This window comes from Blautia wexlerae, from assembly GCF_013300825.1.
Taxonomy (GTDB): domain Bacteria; phylum Bacillota; class Clostridia; order Lachnospirales; family Lachnospiraceae; genus Blautia_A; species Blautia_A wexlerae_B.
This window is the reverse complement of sequence record NZ_JAAIMY010000032.1, coordinates 1-18,653: the sequence shown is the minus strand read 5'-3', so window position 1 is coordinate 18,653 and position 18,653 is coordinate 1. Positions and strand designations below refer to the sequence as shown.

At 41.5% G+C, this 18,653-nt stretch carries 16 protein-coding genes and 1 riboswitch; all 16 genes read left to right on the top strand.

Annotated elements, in window-relative coordinates; translation table 11 throughout:
* Positions 1–95 precede the first annotated feature (95 nt).
* Positions 96–1,568 carry an N-acetylmuramoyl-L-alanine amidase family protein gene (locus tag G4417_RS13770; protein ID WP_173683897.1) on the top strand — a complete coding sequence of 491 codons (1,473 nt, stop codon included), beginning with the start codon at positions 96–98 and terminating at the stop codon, positions 1,566–1,568.
* A gap of 355 nt (positions 1,569–1,923) precedes the next feature.
* Complete coding sequence (locus tag G4417_RS13765; protein WP_173683898.1) at positions 1,924–3,363, top strand: NlpC/P60 family protein; 1,440 nt, start codon at positions 1,924–1,926, stop codon at positions 3,361–3,363.
* Between the two features lie 379 nt (positions 3,364–3,742).
* Complete coding sequence (locus G4417_RS13760) at positions 3,743–4,108, top strand: BMC domain-containing protein (protein ID WP_173683899.1); 366 nt, start codon at positions 3,743–3,745, stop codon at positions 4,106–4,108.
* An 11-nt stretch (positions 4,109–4,119) separates the two neighbouring features.
* A complete protein-coding gene (locus G4417_RS13755; protein WP_173683900.1) occupies positions 4,120–4,539 on the top strand; it encodes a BMC domain-containing protein in 420 nt (139 codons plus the stop codon).
* 87 nt (positions 4,540–4,626) lie between these two features.
* Entirely contained in the window at positions 4,627–5,157 is a 531-nt protein-coding gene (locus G4417_RS13750) for a EutP/PduV family microcompartment system protein (protein WP_173683901.1), read from the top strand.
* Between the two features lie 92 nt (positions 5,158–5,249).
* A riboswitch (cobalamin riboswitch) is annotated at positions 5,250–5,444 on the top strand.
* Between the two features lie 410 nt (positions 5,445–5,854).
* On the top strand, positions 5,855–6,151 hold the full coding sequence (locus G4417_RS13745; RefSeq protein WP_173683902.1) for a cysteine-rich small domain-containing protein: 297 nt from the start codon (positions 5,855–5,857) through the stop codon (positions 6,149–6,151).
* A gap of 372 nt (positions 6,152–6,523) precedes the next feature.
* The gene (locus G4417_RS13740; protein ID WP_243268872.1) at positions 6,524–8,815 is read left to right on the top strand and encodes a C1 family peptidase; all 2,292 of its coding nucleotides are present in this window, start codon (positions 6,524–6,526) and stop codon (positions 8,813–8,815) included.
* Positions 8,816–8,834: 19 nt separating this feature from the next.
* Complete coding sequence (locus G4417_RS13735; RefSeq protein WP_173683903.1) at positions 8,835–9,809, top strand: hypothetical protein; 975 nt, start codon at positions 8,835–8,837, stop codon at positions 9,807–9,809.
* A gap of 339 nt (positions 9,810–10,148) precedes the next feature.
* The gene (locus tag G4417_RS13730; protein ID WP_173683904.1) at positions 10,149–10,529 is read left to right on the top strand and encodes a hypothetical protein; all 381 of its coding nucleotides are present in this window, start codon (positions 10,149–10,151) and stop codon (positions 10,527–10,529) included.
* Positions 10,530–10,915: 386 nt separating this feature from the next.
* The gene (locus G4417_RS13725; protein ID WP_173683905.1) at positions 10,916–13,441 is read left to right on the top strand and encodes a glycyl radical protein; all 2,526 of its coding nucleotides are present in this window, start codon (positions 10,916–10,918) and stop codon (positions 13,439–13,441) included.
* Between the two features lie 73 nt (positions 13,442–13,514).
* The gene (locus G4417_RS13720; RefSeq protein WP_008705586.1) at positions 13,515–14,306 is read left to right on the top strand and encodes a glycyl-radical enzyme activating protein; all 792 of its coding nucleotides are present in this window, start codon (positions 13,515–13,517) and stop codon (positions 14,304–14,306) included.
* Positions 14,307–14,491: 185 nt separating this feature from the next.
* Entirely contained in the window at positions 14,492–15,361 is an 870-nt protein-coding gene (locus tag G4417_RS13715; RefSeq protein WP_025580586.1) for a class II aldolase/adducin family protein, read from the top strand.
* Between the two features lie 36 nt (positions 15,362–15,397).
* Complete coding sequence (locus G4417_RS13710; RefSeq protein ID WP_173683906.1) at positions 15,398–16,786, top strand: aldehyde dehydrogenase family protein; 1,389 nt, start codon at positions 15,398–15,400, stop codon at positions 16,784–16,786.
* Between the two features lie 25 nt (positions 16,787–16,811).
* Positions 16,812–18,029 carry a zinc-binding dehydrogenase gene (locus G4417_RS13705; protein WP_025580588.1) on the top strand — a complete coding sequence of 406 codons (1,218 nt, stop codon included), beginning with the start codon at positions 16,812–16,814 and terminating at the stop codon, positions 18,027–18,029.
* A 95-nt stretch (positions 18,030–18,124) separates the two neighbouring features.
* The gene (locus tag G4417_RS13700; RefSeq protein WP_008705582.1) at positions 18,125–18,439 is read left to right on the top strand and encodes a BMC domain-containing protein; all 315 of its coding nucleotides are present in this window, start codon (positions 18,125–18,127) and stop codon (positions 18,437–18,439) included.
* 72 nt (positions 18,440–18,511) lie between these two features.
* A partial coding sequence (locus G4417_RS13695) for a BMC domain-containing protein (RefSeq protein WP_173679596.1) occupies positions 18,512–18,653 on the top strand: 142 nt, incomplete at its 3' end.

Genomic DNA, 18,653 nt, shown 5'->3' with positions numbered 1-18,653 from the left:
GTGTATCTGAGAAGTATGTGAGATATCAGAGCGATACCCACGATTCATACTTTTCAGATACACTCTGATAACGAAAAAAGAAAAGGAAGGTATGTATGCAAAACGTAAACAGGAAACTTAAAATCTGGGGAGTGCTTTTGTTTCTGATGCTTTTTGCTGTGGGGATTTCTGCTGGCTTTTCTACAGTGAATGCGCAGGCGGCGACTAAAACCGGTTTTGTAACTATTAACGGAAAATCATACTACATAAACAAAGACGGTTCTAAACAGAAAGGATGGCTGGAACTTAACGGTAAGAAATATTATTTTAATAAATCAACAGGTGTTCAGGTAAAAGGCTGGGCGACTGACAGTAAAGGCAGAAAGAGATATTTCAGTAAAACGGCGGGAGTTATGATGACTGGCTGGCTGACTGATTCCAAGGAGCAGAAGAGATATTTTGAGCCGTCTACTGGATTTATGAAGACCGGCTGGCTGACATTGAAGGGAAAGAAATATTATTTTTACAGTAACTCTGGTGTGGCAGCGTGCAAAACATTCCTTACAGACAAAAAGGAAAATACCAGATACTTTACAAGTGCATGTTATATGCTGACCGGATGGACGAAAAATACCAGTAATGAGTACAGATATTTTGAAAAAGAAGATGGAGTCATGGCAAAAGGATTCCAGACAATCGATGGAAAAAATTATTATTTCAATACTGGCAGTGGTAAAATGGCAGTGGGATGGACTACTATCGGAGCGAATAAGTATTACTTTGATGAAGAAACGGGTGTTATGGCTGTTGGTGATGTAACTATTGATGGACAGAAATATCACTTTAATTCTAATGGTGTACTGAGCAATACCACAAATCCGACAGGTTCCAGAACAATTAAGAATTATCTTGCCGGTGCATTGCAGCCAGTTGGACAGGCTCTGTATGTATGGGGCGGTGGATGGAATGATTCCACAAGAAAAGGTACAAGTCAGACAATGACTGATTTCTATAACAGTCAGAGCAGCAGTTATGATTATAATAATTACAGAGACCTCAGTACAGCAAACCGTGCGAAAGGTTTTGACTGCTCTGGTTTTGTAGGATGGTCAGCATATCAGGTAATGCAGAGCAAGTCAGGTGTAGGAAGCGGATATACGGTAGTTTCCGGAGAGATTGGTTCTTATTATCAGTCTATGGGATGGGGAAGTATTCTGACCCAGGCAAATCTTGCAAGTGATGACTGGACTGTATACCCTGGAGATGTGGGATATGACAGTGGACATACCTGGATTATCCTTGGACAGTGTGAGGATAAGAGTGCGGTAATCGTACATTCTACACCAAATGCAGGTGTCCAGATTGCAGGTACTCCTACTCCGTCTGGTGCTTATTCAAGTCAGGCAATTGCACTGGCACAGAAATATATGTCAAGATATCCTGGATTTACCAAGTATGATTATCATACTTCATCAGGTAATTATATTAGAAGAGGTAATTATCTGAGATGGAACAGAAATACGCTTTCTGATCCGGATGGTTATCTGAATATGACAGCAGACCAGATTCTGGCGGATTTGTTTGGCTGAAAAGTGAATAGTTAAGAAATTGAAGCAGCTTTCGAATGAGGAGGCTGCTTCTTTTTAGCGTTTTATAGTATTTTGTAAAACAATGCAAACAATCAGGTCTATCATAGCGTGAAGTCCCGCATCGGATATCTTTGTCCTGCGTCAAAATTATTACAGACATGAAATGAAATATGTCTGAATTGTAGAAAGAAACGCGAAGAATAACAAAAGGATTAATAAATGTTACAGAAATATAAAATTTATAGTAATTAATCCTTGCGTTTTTGATTATGATGTGTTAATATGTATGAGAATTAACTTAGATATTGCAAAAACATTAAGATATAGAAAGAAAATGTTACGAGGGTGAGAATTCATGAAGAAAAGAATTGTGTGTCTTACATTAGCACTACTGATGAGTGCATCACAGGTTGTTAGTGTAAGTGCTTCAAGAGAGGATGAATTGAGAGAAGAGCAGGCGATCACAAGTCAGCAGCTTGATGCAACTTATTCCAGAATGGATGAGCTTGCATATGCGAAATCACAGCTTGAGAATGAGATTTCCGAACTGGATTCCAATCTTGTAAGTGTTATGGTTTCTATTGATACTCTGAAAGGAGATATCGATAATAAAGAAGTAGAGATTATTAAAACAAAGCAGGATCTGGGCAAGGCACAGAAAGCAAGAGATAAACAGTATGAGAGCATGAAGCTGCGTATTCAGGCTTTATATGAGCAGGGCGGTGATGCAGCCTGGTTTCAGATGATGCTCAACTCAGAAGATTTAAGTGAGCTTCTGACACGTGCTGAGAATACACAGCAGATGTATGAGCAGGACAGAAAGAATCTTGACAAATATGTAAATACTATCAATGAAGTAAATAACTTAAAGACACAGTATGAATCTGACAAAGCAGAACTGGAGGAGATGAAGGCTTCTTATGAACAGCAGTCCTATGATCTTCAGTGTCAGATCGATCAGAAGAAATCTGAATCAGCTGATTATGAGAATGAGATTGCATATGCACAGCAGCAGGCAACAGAATATGCAAACCTGTTAGCAGAACAGACAGCGGAGATTCAGAGGCTGGAAGCTGAGAGAATTGCAGCTGAGGAAGAGGCAAGACGTCAGGCTGAGGAAGAGGCAGCAAGACAGGCAGCAGAGGAAGCTGCTGCTGCAGAAGCCGCAGAGCAGGAACAGGAGTCTGAATCAGAAGATGAAGGGAATGCAGAATATGATGAGGACGGAAACGAGATAGAGAACGTTGATGAGGATTCTGATTACGAAGATGAATCAGAAGATGATGTGGAATATGATGAAAATGGAGATATTGTTGACAATGCAGGAACTTCTGATGATGTAGAATATGATGAGTATGGTAATGTGATTGACTCTGATAATACAGTTTCAGCAGAAGATTATGAAAGTGAGCAGTCATCTGACTCAGACAGCTCTTCATCATCTGGTTCCGGTTCAGGATCTTCTGTAGTAGATTATGCGACACAGTTTGTCGGTAATCCATATGTATGGGGAGGTACAAGCCTTACAGGTGGTGCTGACTGTTCGGGATTTACACAGAGTGTATATGCGAATTTTGGAGTAAGTCTTCCAAGAACTTCTTATGAACAGCAGAATGCCGGTACAGAAGTATCCTATGCAGATGCACAGCCAGGTGATCTGATCTGTTATGGTGGACATGTAGCAATCTATATGGGTAATGGACGCATCGTTCACGCATCCAATTCTGTGGATGGTATTAAGATCAGTGATAACGCAGCATACAGAACGATTGTTTCTGTAAGAAGACTGGTGTAATTAAATTAGTATAAATAATTAAATTTATAGGGGTTGAAAAGGAGTATCGCTAAGGGGGCTGATGCTCCTTTTCTTTGTATGTTAAGTGTTGCTGCCCATTCCTGATCAGTAACATTTTACCGATTTTCAGGCAGATTTTACCTTGACATAAAACTGCCCGGATAGTACAGTTTATATAATAATTGAACATATGAAGCCGGAATCCTATAGTCAACAAAGATAATATTTAATTAATTTGGCTTTGGATGAAGGTAGTGGACAGTTACAATAATCTGAAATTTGTGTTGAGAATGTATTGACAGGGAAGCGGATCAAGAATATCCGCATGAATTATCCGGATTATAATTATAGAGGAAATGAGGAAAGCGAGGAATGATAAATGGCGAATGAACATGTAGAACATATAAGAATTGTGCAGGAAACTGTTGCAGGCAAGGAGATTACTTTTGCCCATGTAATGGGAGGACCAGCTCCGATCATATATCAGAAGCTCGGACTGAATCCTCAGGTGGATTATCGTTCATCTGCAATTGGAATCATGAATATGACACCGCCGGAATCAGCAGTGATCGCATCTGATATTGCGGTGAAAAGCGGGAATGTTTATCTTGGCTTTGCGGATCGTTTTACAGGTACGCTGATCATTACGGGAGAGATTTCCGATGTAATGTCAGCGATGACTGAGGTTGTGGACTATTTCAGAGATACTCTGGGTTATGTAGTCTGCAAGATTACCAAGAGATAGGAAGTGGTGGGATGACAACCAGAGAATTACTGGAAAAGCTTTATCACCAAGATTATGAGAAATTAAAGGGAAAAAATCTTCGTATGACCAGAGTGAGGGTGCCGGGAAAGGAAGTCTGTCTGGCTCATGTAATCAGTCCTTCCCAGACCTGCATTTATCAGAATCTTGGTCTGCACATTGGAGTTCATGAGGGAGAAGACCACACAGGAGAAGCAATCGGAATGATTCGTTTTACCCCATGGGAAGCAGTGGTTGTAGCTGCTGACATTGCGGTAAAAAGTGCAAATGTGGAGATTGGTTTCATGGACCGTTTCAGTGGCTCATTGATTCTTACCGGCGGTCTGGTGGAAGTTCAGACTGCGGTGGAAGAAGTGGTGAAATTTTTTAAAGAAGTACTTGGTTTTAAGACTTGTGCAGTTCACAAAAGTTAAAACATACGAAAGTCAGTTATTCCATACCGATGATGCTCTCGTAACAGCCGGAATAGCTGAGAGAAATGAAAGGGACAGACATTAAATATGAAGAAAATATTTCTGATGGGCAGAAGTGAGGCTGGTAAGACTTCATTAACACAGGCATTAAAAGGCGAAAAACTTCATTATGTAAAAACGCAGTATACGAATACGGATGATGATACTATTGATTCTCCGGGAGAGTATGCAGAGTCCAAGCATTTCAGCGTAGGGCTGGCCTGTTTTTCTTTTGAAGCAGATGTGGTGGCAATGGTACAGTCAGCGGATGAACCTTTCAGTTTATTTGGATATGGCAGTAATGCATTTATTCTGAGACCGCTGATAGGAATTATTACGAAAATAGATTCTCCCTATGCAAATGTTCCGATGGTGCGCCAGTGGATGCTGAATGCCGGATGCGAAAGAATTTTTCTAGTAAATAATGTGACCGGAGAAGGGATTGATGAGCTGAGAGCATATCTGAATGAGGAGGTTCCGAAACTGAGTCTGGAAGAAGCAAAATTCAGACAAAGTCTTGGACTGAATGAATGGGATCCTTTGCCGGAGGGAGTGAAATATCCTTCGTTGGAAAAGTAATGAGAGAATAATGCAGGAAATTTTAGTTAAAAAATATATTGATAAATAGTTGACAAACTAATTGCAGAGTGTTATTATACAGATAGTATAATTCCATACAGAACATATTAAGTGCTGATACTGTGAGGAAAACAGTACAGAAAGAGGGAATCAGGTGAGAAACCTGAGCGATCCGGTCACTGTAACAGAGGAGCAAATCTCAGAATGTCCATTGTGCCATAGCATGAGAAGGAGAGAGGAGCGATGAGCCTGGAGCCAGGAAACCTGCTTGGTATGGCGAGGTTAAACTTCCGTGTAAAGTGTAACAACCAACTCCGTTGAATCCGCAGCTTCGGAGTGTTGTCTGCTTTTATCTGAAGGCAGACATTTTTTATGGAATGCGCCTGTTCTTTATGAATTATACATGATTAAATGGCAGGCGATACTACTTCGGATTTATTCGTTCCCTCCGCGCACTCATGAACGGATTTTTTTCTACCCCGGGGTAGCATCGCTCCCTCTTAGTTTGAAATGTGCAATCTGTAAAAAATACTGTAATGAATTTTCAATGCTTTGTTATGTAAAAAGAAATTGATGATTTATTAGAGTATTTTTTGTTTTGCAGATTTCGTCCTCTGATGGGAGGGATTGATGGAGAATGAGAAAACGGAATTATTCTGAAAAGATAAAAACTTGCAACAGGAGAGGAGAGGTAGCAATGGAGAAACCTTATTGGGAAGGAAAGGAATATTCTTATTTCAGCCATAAGAAATGCGAATTTTTTCCATGTCATAAAAATGCAGATTCGGAGGATTTCAACTGTCTGTTCTGTTACTGTCCGTTATATGCTCTGGGCGAGAAATGCGGGGGAAATTTCCGTTATACAGATAAGGGAATTAAAGACTGTACAAACTGTATGCTTCCGCATAAAAGAAAGAATTATGGATATATCACGGGAAAATATCAGGAACTGGCTGATATGATGAAAAGGGCAGGGGAAATTAATCCGAAATAAAAAGGAACGTGTCAGATTAACAAAAATAAGAAGGAACGATTTTCATTGTAATGCAGAGAGTGTTCTGCTAGAATAGTGGTAGCAAAAGAGAAAAGTCTGTAAGATTTTTCGAATCTGTTCTGAATTATGCAAGGCGGTACACACACGCTTTCCACACTTTTCACATATACAGAAGAAAATGCCTCACAGGCATTTGCCATCTTTTCCTGGCGGCATTTTCCCGTCGGCAGAACCTTTCACTTCTACATAGAACCGCCGGAAAACAGTAACGGAAACTGTTTTCTGACGGTTTTGTCATTGATAGCGGTTGAAAAACAAAAACGATAATGATATGATGGTATCATATTTATGCATGGAGGAATAAATTACCATATGAAAAAAAGAAATACTGCAATACGTGCATTGGCAGTTTTGATGATTTGTACAATGTTTGGGACATCAGTGCCTGCCGCAGGTCAGGAAGTATTTGAATCCGGAGTCCGGCAGGAGACAGAAGAAAATATATCGGATGTGGAAGAATTTCAAAGTTCACAGGCAGATGAATTTGGAACAGATACGGAATCTGATGCAGAACTGTTCGAAAGCGATGAAACAAAACAGGAGTTCCAGGACGGAGAAGCAGCGGAAGAAAATACAGATGGAATTCGATATATCAAGGGTCGTCCGTTGACAGAAGAGGAAAGAAAAGAAGAGTTAGAACCTTTTAAAAATTTAAAACCGATAGATCCGGGACCTGAAGTAGAGAGTGATCTGACATCAGTTTACGCTGCATATGGAAGCAGAGAAACAGCATTTCCATCCTCCTATGATTCCAGAAAAGAAGGACTGGTTACTGCTGTAAAAAATCAGAATCCATTTGGAACCTGCTGGGCTTTTGGGATGGCGGCAATTATGGAAACTTCACTTCTGGCACAGAATAAAGGAACTTATGATCTGTCAGAGGAACACTTATCATACTTTTTTTCAAACAGACAGAATGATCCGTTGGGAAATACTCCCGATGATGTGAACTCGGTACTGGGAGATTATCATGAGATAGGGGGCAATGATTATCTGGCGGCTATCTATCTCAGCACCTGGTCTGGAATGACTACAGAGGATGATGTGCCGTTTCCTACGGATTCTTTGCATCAGCAGAATCTGAGTGTACAGATTCCGGAGAGTAAGGCTTATAATTCTGTGGCATACCTGAAAAATGCATCTTTTTCCAAATACAGTGAGGAACGTATGAAGGAAATGCTGCTGAATGATCATGCAGTATCCATAATGCTTTATATGAAAGATAATTATGTAAATCCAGATACGGCTGCATATTGTTATCCTGTTGGAAAATCGAGTTCGACTGTGATCAATCATATTGTGACAGTCGTAGGATGGGATGATAATTATTCAAAGAATAATTTCTTGCCTGTTTCCAATGTGACATCAGATGGTGCCTGGATTATAAAAAACAGTTGGGGAGAGAACAAGGGAGATGGGGGATATTACTATCTTTCCTATCAGGATCCAAATATCGGTAATCTTGTAAGTGCAGAGGCAGTGACTGTTTCTGATCAGAAATATAATAATAACTATTTTTATGATGGTTCTTCAGCTATTTCTTCTATAAAAGTACAGCCTGGACAGTCAGTATCAGTTGTTTATGAAACGAAGGCAGGGAATGGAAACGAAGAGGCTCTGGGAGAAATCAATGTAGTTACCATGAATGATAATGCTTCATATAAAATACAGGTATATACAGATCTTACAGATCTTTCGGATCCGGAAAGTGGAACTGCTGCGTATACGCAGCCCTGTGAAGTTGAACAGCCAGTGGCAGGGGTGCAGACAGTTACTGTACCGGAAGTAATGCTGAAGCAGGGGAGCAGGTATTCGGTAGTGATTACTAACAGTGGAATCAGTTATATCAGTTTTGGTGTGGAAGCAAATGCCGGTTATAAGACATCAGGTGGAAGCAAATGGTTTACTTCCACAGCAGGGATAGAGTCAGGACAGACTTTTCATAAGGGTGCATCAGCAACAGCAGAATGGTCAGATGGAAAGACAAAAAACTGGACTGTAAGGATCAAGGCACATACAAGAACTTTAAATCAGTCATGGGTACCGGATACGCCGGTATTTCAGGTAAAGGCTTATAATTCCGGGTATAATCTTGTTTCATGGAAAAAAGTTTCGCAAGCTACAGGATATTATGTGTACAGAAAACCTGCTGCAGGAGGAAAATGGTCAAAAATCGCAGACGTCGGGACTTCCACATTAAAATATAAGGACAGTAAAGTTAAAGCCAATGCTTCATACCGTTATACGGTAAAGGCATATTATGAAGCATCCGGAAAAAGATACTACAGTAAATATACAATCGGCGATGTGGTTAAGGCGGCACCTTCGTTGCAGAAGATTTCCTCTGTGAAGTCTGAAAAGAAGGGAATCAGAATCAGATGGAATCCACAGAAAAAATGTAACGGATATTATATATACAGAAAGAAAAAAGGAGGTTCTTATCAGTTGATAAAGAGAATTTCCGGTGGAAATCGTTCTTCATATCTGGACAAAAAAGCACAAAAAGGTGTATCATACTACTATGCAGTAAAAGCATACGTGAAAGAGCCTTATGGGAACACATACAGCAAATACAAAAGTTCATCTGCTGTAAAAAGAAAATGAGAAATGAAGGAAAGAGATTATGAAGAGAAGGTTGGGAACAGTATTGGCAATATTGCTGTGCATTATTGTGACAGCGGTTTCTGTTTATGCTGATGATGGAATGAGCCAGAATCCGGATTATGCAACAGATTATTACATGATCGTACAGAGTGCACAGGGTGGAGCAGATATTTATGATGAAGCGGATCCGAAGGGAATTAAACTGAATGACGGTCAGATTCCGAATGGAACTGCAATCCATGTTCTGGGTGAGAAAGATGGAACGGACGGCAAAAAGTGGGCATATACCCAGTATCATGGGATGAACGGATATGTTCCTATGGATGATCTGGATCCGGCTTCCAGGGCAGACGCAGTGAATGAAGAGTATCGTACTTTTGGCGGAAAAGATGTGGATTTTGAAGTAAAAATTCAGGGAAATGGTGGAAATGTACCGGTTTATAACGGTCCTGGAGAGAAATTTGATGAAGTTTCAGGAACAGACGGAATTGCGGATGGGACAAGCGTACATATTTCTCAGTATATGCAGGGAGAAGACGGAACAAACTGGGGAAAAACAGACACAGATGGTGTGACACAGGGATGGCTGAATCTTGACAGGGATACAGATTATGTGAATGAAAATGTATCCGGAGATGCACCGGAGGCTACAGGTACCTCAGGAAATGTCCCGGTTGCTGCTGAGATTGTTACACCGACACCGGAAGCAACTCCAACTCCGAAAACAACACCGACACCGGAGGCAACACCAACAGAAGAAGCGACACCGACACCGGAGGCAACGCCGACAGAAGAAGCGACGCCAACACCGGGAGAAACAGAGACGCCTGCTCCGACAGAAGATAAAGAATCTGATGATGAGCAGAGTCAGAAAACATCAGGAAAGAATGTAAAAGCAGATTCAGGAATGAAGAATCCTGTAATCTGGATTAGCGGTATTGGGATTATTATTATCATAATTTTACTTATTTATTTCCTGAAGAAGAAAAAGTAAGTCTTAAAATCATTAAAGAATGCCGTCGACGGCAGAGAACAGTTATAAAATAAAAGAGCAGCGCATCGGATGATGCAGCTGCTCTTTTTAGAAAATGTGTGTGTATAATTGAGACATTATGAGGAAACCTCAAATAGTCTTAATTAACAAAAACTATTAATGTGTGTGCATATATAGTCTACAATTTTTTTGCAATTTAATCAAGATAGAATTTTATAGAAAATGATATATTTCACTATATTTTTGATGACAAAGAGGCTGTTCAGACTTTTTACTTGCGTAACTCTGGCAGGAAACGTATAATAGAAAAAAGGAATACTCGAGGGTGAGGAAAAGAGGATGAAGATAACAGAAGAACTGTTAAATGAGATGAAAATTAAGGATGAGAACTTTTCTGATGGTCTGATCAAGCCGGACGGTGATTATATAAGAATACCCAGAGGACATCTTCATGGAATGATGGAATTGCTTCCGTGGACAGAGAATGAAATCTGGAAAATGATTCCGGATGATGATTCTCCGCTGTTCTGGCTAATTGAGAAAACAGGATGCGTTCTTACAGATTATAATAATTCTATTGGCATGAAGATGACACCTGCTCAGCAGATTGTGTTTGATATGATGCGGAAACATGGGGTTCTTACAGATGATTATTACGATCTGACGAAACAGAGGGAGAAAGTAAGAGAAGCCAGAGAACAAAAAGAGAACAGGAAATAATAGTTAAGTGTATATGAATATATGGGAGTGCAGAGATGGAAAAGCATGCTCATTAAAGTCATCCGATGCAGAAAAAACAATATACGATATTAAAAAGCAGCATATCAGAGTTATGGATCATAACCTGATATGCTGCTTTTAACGTGTCTGAAGAAAAATGAAATGTCAATCATAAAAACAAAACAAAAACAACCAGAATAGAAGAAAAAACAAATAAAAAACAACATGAAAGTTCAGGATATACATGTTGATTCATGTTGACTTTGCAATAGCCATAAGGTATAATGAATCTATATGAAAACATGGAGGATATTGCTGTCAGAATGATACCGGAATGTATTGGGGTCTGGTATGGGTGCAGCTTTTATTCATGAGAAAGGAGTAACATGGAAAAATTTCAAACATCAGATATTCCCAAGTCTCCCAGAATTCAGAAACTGGTAGATGCATTGTATGAACATATGCCGGTGATCGAATCAGCCAGAGCAAAGCTGATCACAGAATCTTATAAGGAAACAGAAGGAGAACCGATTATCACACGCAGAGCAAAGGCTTTTGCGCATATTCTTCATAATATTCCGATCATTATCCGTGACAATGAACTGATTGTCGGAAGCAGTACGATTGCGCCGAGGGGATGTCAGACATTTCCGGAGTTCTCTTATGAGTGGCTGGAAGCTGAACTGGATACAGTTGCGACCAGAACTGCGGATCCTTTTGAGATTGCTGAGGAGACCAAAGCCGAACTTAAGGAGGCAGATAAGTACTGGAAAGGGAAAACAACCAGTGAACTTGCAACTTCCTATATGGCACCGGAAGCAATCAAGGCAATTGAACACAATATTTTTACACCTGGAAATTATTTTTACAATGGTGTAGGACATGTAACAGTTAAATACTGGGAAGTACTGGAAACCGGTTTTGAGGGAATCATGGAGAAGGCTCAGAAAGAGTTGGATGGATGCAGTGTCGGTGACGGTAATTATGCAAGAAAGTCTCACTTCCTTGAGGCAGTGATTTTAAGCTGTAAGGCGGTGATCGATTATGCAGGCAGATATGCAAAACTTGCGCAGGAAATGGCGGCACAGACAAGTGATCCGGTAAGAAAACAGGAACTTCTTGTTATCGCAGAGAACTGTAGCAGGGTACCGGCAAAGGGTGCACAGAATTTCTATGAGGCATGTCAGTCATTCTGGTTTGTACAGCAGCTTCTTCAGATGGAATCCAGTGGACATTCTATTTCACCGGGTCGCTTTGATCAGTATATGTATCCATATTATAAGAAGGATATGGAAGCAGGAACTATTACCCGAGAGTTCGCACAGGAATTGATGGATTGCATCTGGGTTAAATTAAATGACCTGAATAAATGTCGTGATGCGGCTTCAGCGGAAGGATTTGCAGGATATAGCCTTTTCCAGAATCTGATCGCGGGTGGTCAGAATAAAGAGGGAGAGGATGTAACTAACGATCTTTCTATTATGTGTATTCAGGCATCCATGCATGTGCATCTTCCGGCTCCATCACTTTCTGTGAGAGTATGGAATGGTTCTCCGCATGAATTCCTGATAAAGGCAGCCGAGCTTACGAGAACAGGAATCGGACTTCCTGCATATTACAATGATGAGGTGATTATTCCGGCACTGCAGAACAGAGGCTTATCTCTGGAGGATGCCAGAGAGTACAATATCATCGGATGTGTAGAACCGCAGAAAGCCGGTAAGACAGAAGGGTGGCATGATGCCGCATTCTTTAATATGTGCAGACCTCTGGAACTTGTTTTTTCGAATGGTATGGATAAAGGTGAGATGGTGGGAATCCCTACCGGCGATGTCACTCAGATGAAGACCTTTGATGAATTCTTTGACGCATATAAGAAACAGATGGAATACTGCATTTCCCTGCTGGTGAATGCAGATAATGCTATTGATGTAGCTCATGCGGAACGCTGTCCGTTACCATTCCTTTCCTGTATGATAGATGACTGTCTGAAAGAAGGCAAGTCTGTCCAGGAAGGTGGAGCTGTTTACAACTTTACAGGTCCTCAGGGATTTGGAATCGCCAATATGGCAGATGGACTTTTTGCAATCCGCAAACTGGTCTATGAGGATAAGAAAGTATCTATGAAAGAACTTAAGGAAGCTCTTGCATGGAACTATGATAAAGGACTGGATGCGCAGTCCGCCGGTGATATGACAGAGATGATCATGAAGGCAATGCAGAAAGCAGGCAGAAATGTGGATGCTTCCACTGCAGAGGGACTTCTGAAAACTTTCATGGGAATGAAACCGGGCGAACAAAAGACACAGAGATTCAAAGAAATCCACGATATGATAGATGAAGTTCCGAAATTTGGAAATGATATTCCGGAAGTTGATTATTTTGCAAGAGAAGTTGCCTATACATATTCCAAACCGCTTCAGAAGTATAACAATCCAAGAGGCGGAAAGTTCCAGGCAGGTCTGTATCCTGTATCTGCAAATGTACCGTTGGGCGGACAGACAGGAGCAACACCGGATGGAAGATATGCACACACACCCGTTGCAGATGGCGTTTCACCATCTGCGGGCAAGGATGTGAAGGGACCTACAGCAGCGGCAACTTCCGTATCCAGACTGGATCATTTTATTGTATCCAACGGAACACTCTTTAACCAGAAATTCCATCCATCCGCACTTTCCGGAAGAGAAGGACTGGAGAAATTCGTTGCGCTGATCCGCGGATACTTTGACCAGAAGGGAATGCACATGCAGTTTAATGTAGTTGACAGGCAGACACTGCTGGATGCACAGGAACATCCTGAGAAATACAAACATCTGGTAGTGCGCGTGGCAGGCTACAGCGCACTGTTTACGACACTTTCCCGTTCTCTTCAGGATGACATCATCCGCCGTACAGAACAGGGATTCTGATCCTGACTGCCTTTACAGAAAGTAAAAGTGACCGGCAGAGGATGTATGGATAACAGAATAAGAAAGGAAAAGCATGGACTATTTGGATACAAAGGGCAGAGTATTTGATGTCCAGAAATATTCTATTCATGATGGACCGGGTATAAGGACAATCGTATTTCTGAAAGGTTGTGTCCTGCGGTGCAAATGGTGCTGCAATCCGGAATCTCAGGAATATAAGATCCAGACAATGAAAGTGCAGGGAGAAGACAAGGTCATCGGACGTGATGTGACAGTCAGGGAGATGATTGAAGAAGTTGAGAAAGACAGGGTATACTATTACCGCTCGGGCGGAGGTATGACTCTTTCTGGCGGAGAATGTCTCTGTCAGCCGGAATTTGCAGGAGCACTTCTGAGAGCTGCCAAAGAGAGAGGGATTTCTACTGCGATCGAGAGTATGGCATGTGCAAAATGGGAGACGATTGAGACAATCTTACCGTATCTGGATACTTATTTAATGGATATTAAACATACAAATCCTGCGAAACATAAAGAATTTACAGGACGTTCCAATGAACTGATGATGGAAAATGCCAGAAAAGTGGCGCTTTCCGGTAAAACCAGGCTGGTAATCCGTGTACCGGTGATACCCACATTTAATGATACAGTGGAGGAAATCCAGGGGATTGCAAGGTTTGCAGACACACTTCCCGGAGTGGACAAGATTCATCTTCTTCCGTATCACAGACTTGGACAGGATAAATATGAGGGACTTGGCAGACCATATCTGATGGGAAATGTGGAACCACCGTCCAAAGAACATATGGAAACATTAAAAAAGGCAGTACATGCGGTCTGCGGTCTGGACTGTCAGATCGGTGGATGAGGCATTTTTTGCATCTGATACGATTATTGGAATAAAAAAAGAAAAAAACAAACAAAAACAACACAATAAAACCTGTAAAAACAACATAAAACAACGGAAATGTATTGACTTTTTATGACCGATAGTGTAAAATCACAGGTAGAAACGTCAAAAACTATATCAATGCCTTAAGGAGGAAAATGAGCATGGTAAACGAATATGAAATCAAAAAACAGATCTGCGACATCGGAAGAAGAATCTACAGCCGCAACATGGTAGCTGCAAACGATGGTAACATCTCTGTAAAACTGAACGACAACGAATTTCTTTGCACACCTACAGGTGTATCCAAAGGTTTTATGACACCGGAGTATATCTGTAAAGTAGACAGAGAAGGAAATGTGATCCAGGCTAACCCGGGATTCAAACCATCCTCTGAAATCAAAATGCATATGAGAGTTTATGAGAAGAGACCGGACGTAGGTTCTGTTGTGCATGCTCATCCGATTTATGCAACATCTTTTGCAATTGCAGGTATTCCGCTGACACAGCCGATCATGCCTGAAGCAGTTATCTCACTTGGATGCGTTCCGATCGCTGAATACGGTACACCATCTACAATGGAGATTCCGGATAATCTTGAGAAATACCTTCCATATTTCGATGCAGTTCTTCTTGAGAACCATGGAGCACTGACATGGAGCACAGACTTAAACGCAGCTTACATGAAGATGGAATCTGTTGAGTTCTACGCACAGCTTCTGTATCAGTCAAAAGTTCTTGGCGGACCTAAGGAATTTGATGAGAAGAACATTAAGAAACTGTATGAAATTCGCCGTAAATTCGGTATGGCAGGCAAGCATCCTGCAAACCTCTGCCTGAATAAAGATGGCCATAACTGCCATAACTGCGGCGGCGCATGTCATGACGGCGAATTCAAGAAATTCCCTGGATATCAGTATGATTTCGTAGGCGGCGGAGATTCCCAGCCGGAAGCAGGAACAGCAGACAAATCTGAAGCTGAATTAGTTGCTGAGATCACAAAACAGGTAATGGCTCAGTTAGGAATGAAATAAGAGTATAGATGACCGATAATCAAGGAGGACAGTCTCATGCCAATTAATGAGAATATGGTACAGGAAATTGTACAGGAAGTAATGGCAAAAATGCAGATTGCAGACGCTCCGACTGGTAAACATGGTATTTTCAAAGAAATGAATGATGCGATCGAAGCGGCGAAGAAATCACAGCTTATCGTAAAGAAGATGTCCATGGATCAGAGAGAAAAAATAATTACCTGCATCCGTAAGAAAATAAAAGAAAACGCAGAAGTAATGGCTCGTATGGGCGTGGAGGAAACAGGTATGGGAAATGTTGGGGACAAGATCCTCAAACATCATCTTGTAGCTGACAAGACTCCCGGAACAGAAGTTATTACAACAACTGCATGGTCCGGAGACAGAGGATTAACCCTTATCGAGATGGGACCTTTTGGTGTGATCGGTGCGATCACTCCATGTACCAACCCAAGTGAAACAATTTTATGTAATACAATAGGAATGCTTGCAGGAGGAAATACAGTTGTATTCAATCCTCATCCTGCAGCAATCAAAACTTCCATTTATGCAATCAATCTTTTAAATGAAGCATCATTAGAGTGCGGTGGTCCTGACAACATTGCAGTTACTGTAGAGAAACCTACACTTGAGACAAGCAATGTGATGATGAAACATAAAGACATCCCGCTTATCGCTGCAACCGGCGGACCTGGAGTTGTAACTGCAGTTCTTTCTTCCGGTAAACGTGGTATCGGAGCAGGCGCCGGAAATCCTCCGGCACTGGTTGATGAAACCGCTGATGTCCGCAAAGCAGCCACAGATATTGTAAACGGATGTACATTTGATAATAATCTTCCATGTATTGCCGAGAAAGAGATCGTAGCAGTTTCCTCTATCGTAGATGAGCTGATGCACTATCTTGTAACTGAGAATGACTGCTATCTTGCTTCTAAGGAAGAGCAGGACAAACTTACAGAAGTTGTTCTGGCAGGCGGAAAGCTGAACCGTAAATGCGTAGGCCGGGATGCAAGAACACTCCTTTCCATGATCGGAGTAAATGTACCTGCAAATATCCGCTGTATCGTATTTGAGGGGCCAAAGGAACACCCTCTGATCACTACTGAGCTGATGATGCCGATCCTCGGTGTTGTAAGAGCAAGAGATTTTGATGATGCAGTAGAGCAGGCAGTCTGGTTAGAACATGGCAATCGTCATTCCGCACATATTCATTCAAAGAATATTGATAATATCACAAAATATGCGAAAGCAATTGATACAGCAATTCTTGTTAAGAATGCACCGTCTTATGCAGCTTTGGGATTTGGCGGTGAAGGCTACTGTACATTTACCATTGCAAGCCGTACAGGTGAAGGCCTTACATGCGCAAGCACATTCACCAAGAGAAGACGCTGCGTAATGGCAGACAGTCTCTGTATTCGATAAGAATTGATATAAGGAGAGAAAGAACATGGACATGAATAATGTAAATATAGAAGAAATCGTGAAACAGGTTCTCTCCGGCATGACAGGAAATGCACCGGCAGCAGCTTCTGCACCGGCAGCATCAACTGGAATCCCGAAGACAGCCAGAGTAGCTGTATTAACTGAGAAAGAGCATTTTGACATCAAAGAATATCCAATCCCGCCAATCGGAGATGATGATATCCTGGTTAAAGTTGAAGGATGCGGCGTATGCGGTACAGATGCACACGAATTTAAGAGAGATCCGTTTAACCTGATCCCGGTAGCACTTGGACATGAAGGTACAGGTGAGATTGTGGCAATGGGGAAGAATGTTAAAGTTGACACAGCAGGAAAACCTGTAAAGGTTGGAGACAAAGTTGTTACCTGTATGATCTTCAAGGATGATCCTGATATTACAATGTTTGACCTGAACAAGAAGAACGTAGGCGGAGCTGATGTATACGGACTTCTTCCTGACGATGATGTACATCTCAACGGATGGTTCTCTGATTACATCTTCTTAAGAGGCGGAAACTTCGGAACTACATTCTTTAATGTAAGTGATCTGGATCTGGATTCCCGAATTCTCATTGAGCCATGTGCAGTGCTTGTACATGCAGTAGAGAGAGCAAAAACAACAGGAATTCTTCGTTTCAACAGCAGAGTAGTTGTTCAGGGCTGCGGACCGATCGGACTGATCTGCATTGCAGTACTCCGTACTATGGGGGTTGAACATATCTGCGCAGTAGACGGAAATGAGAAACGTCTTGAATTTGCCAAGAGAATGGGTGCAGACACAAGCGTTAACTTCATGAACTTTAAGGGAATCGAAGCACTGACAGAAGCTGTAAAAGAAGCTCAGGGCGGACATCTTGCAGATTTCGCATTCCAGTGCACAGGAAACCCGAAAGCTCATGCAAACATTTATAAATTTATCCGCAATGGTGGTGGTCTTTGTGAACTTGGCTTCTTCATCAATGGTGGAGATGCTACAATTAATCCGCACTTTGACCTCTGCTCCAAAGAGATCAACCTGGTTGGTTCCTGGGTATATACTCTGAGAGATTATGTAACAACTTTTGATTTCCTTAAGAGAGCAAAAGCAATTGGTCTTCCGATGTCTGAATTGATCACAGATAAGTTCCCGTTAGAGCAGATCAATGAAGCTCTTCAGACAAACCTGGCAATGACAGGACTTAAGATCGCAGTTGTAAACAAATAGTTACTGTTCACCGGTAATATCCCGCAAAGAGTATTGCTGTGAACGGAGTGAACAGTAGCAACAAATAATAAGCCTGGCAATAGAGGAGAAAAGAAATGGCAGAAGCTGTAGGAATTTTAGAGGTATTCGGGTTGGCGACAGCCTTTGTAGCAGGCGATGCCGGATGTAAGGCAGCAAATGTCCGCCTGGAGGTTTTTGATAAAAACAAACCAGCCAATGCTGACAGCCTGCCGGTACCGCTCCTTGTCTGCATTAAATTCAGAGGAAGTGTAACTGATGTTACAGCAGCCGTGGAAGCAGGCATGGAAGTTGCAAACAGAATGACTGGTGTGGTACAGCATTATGTAATCCCGAACCCGGAAGAGGGAACGGAGAAAATGCTGAAGATCAGCGCCCTGGATAAGGATTAGCAGTTGCATATCCATTGGGCATCAGTTAAAATATAATCAGATATTTATTTGTAGATTCAGGAGGAAGTAAAAATGGCACAGGAAGCATTAGGAATGGTAGAAACCAGAGGACTTACAGCAGCAATTGAAGCAGCTGATGCAATGACAAAAGCAGCTGAAGTAGCATTAGTAGGAACAGAGAAGATCGGATCCGGACTTGTAACAGTTATGGTAC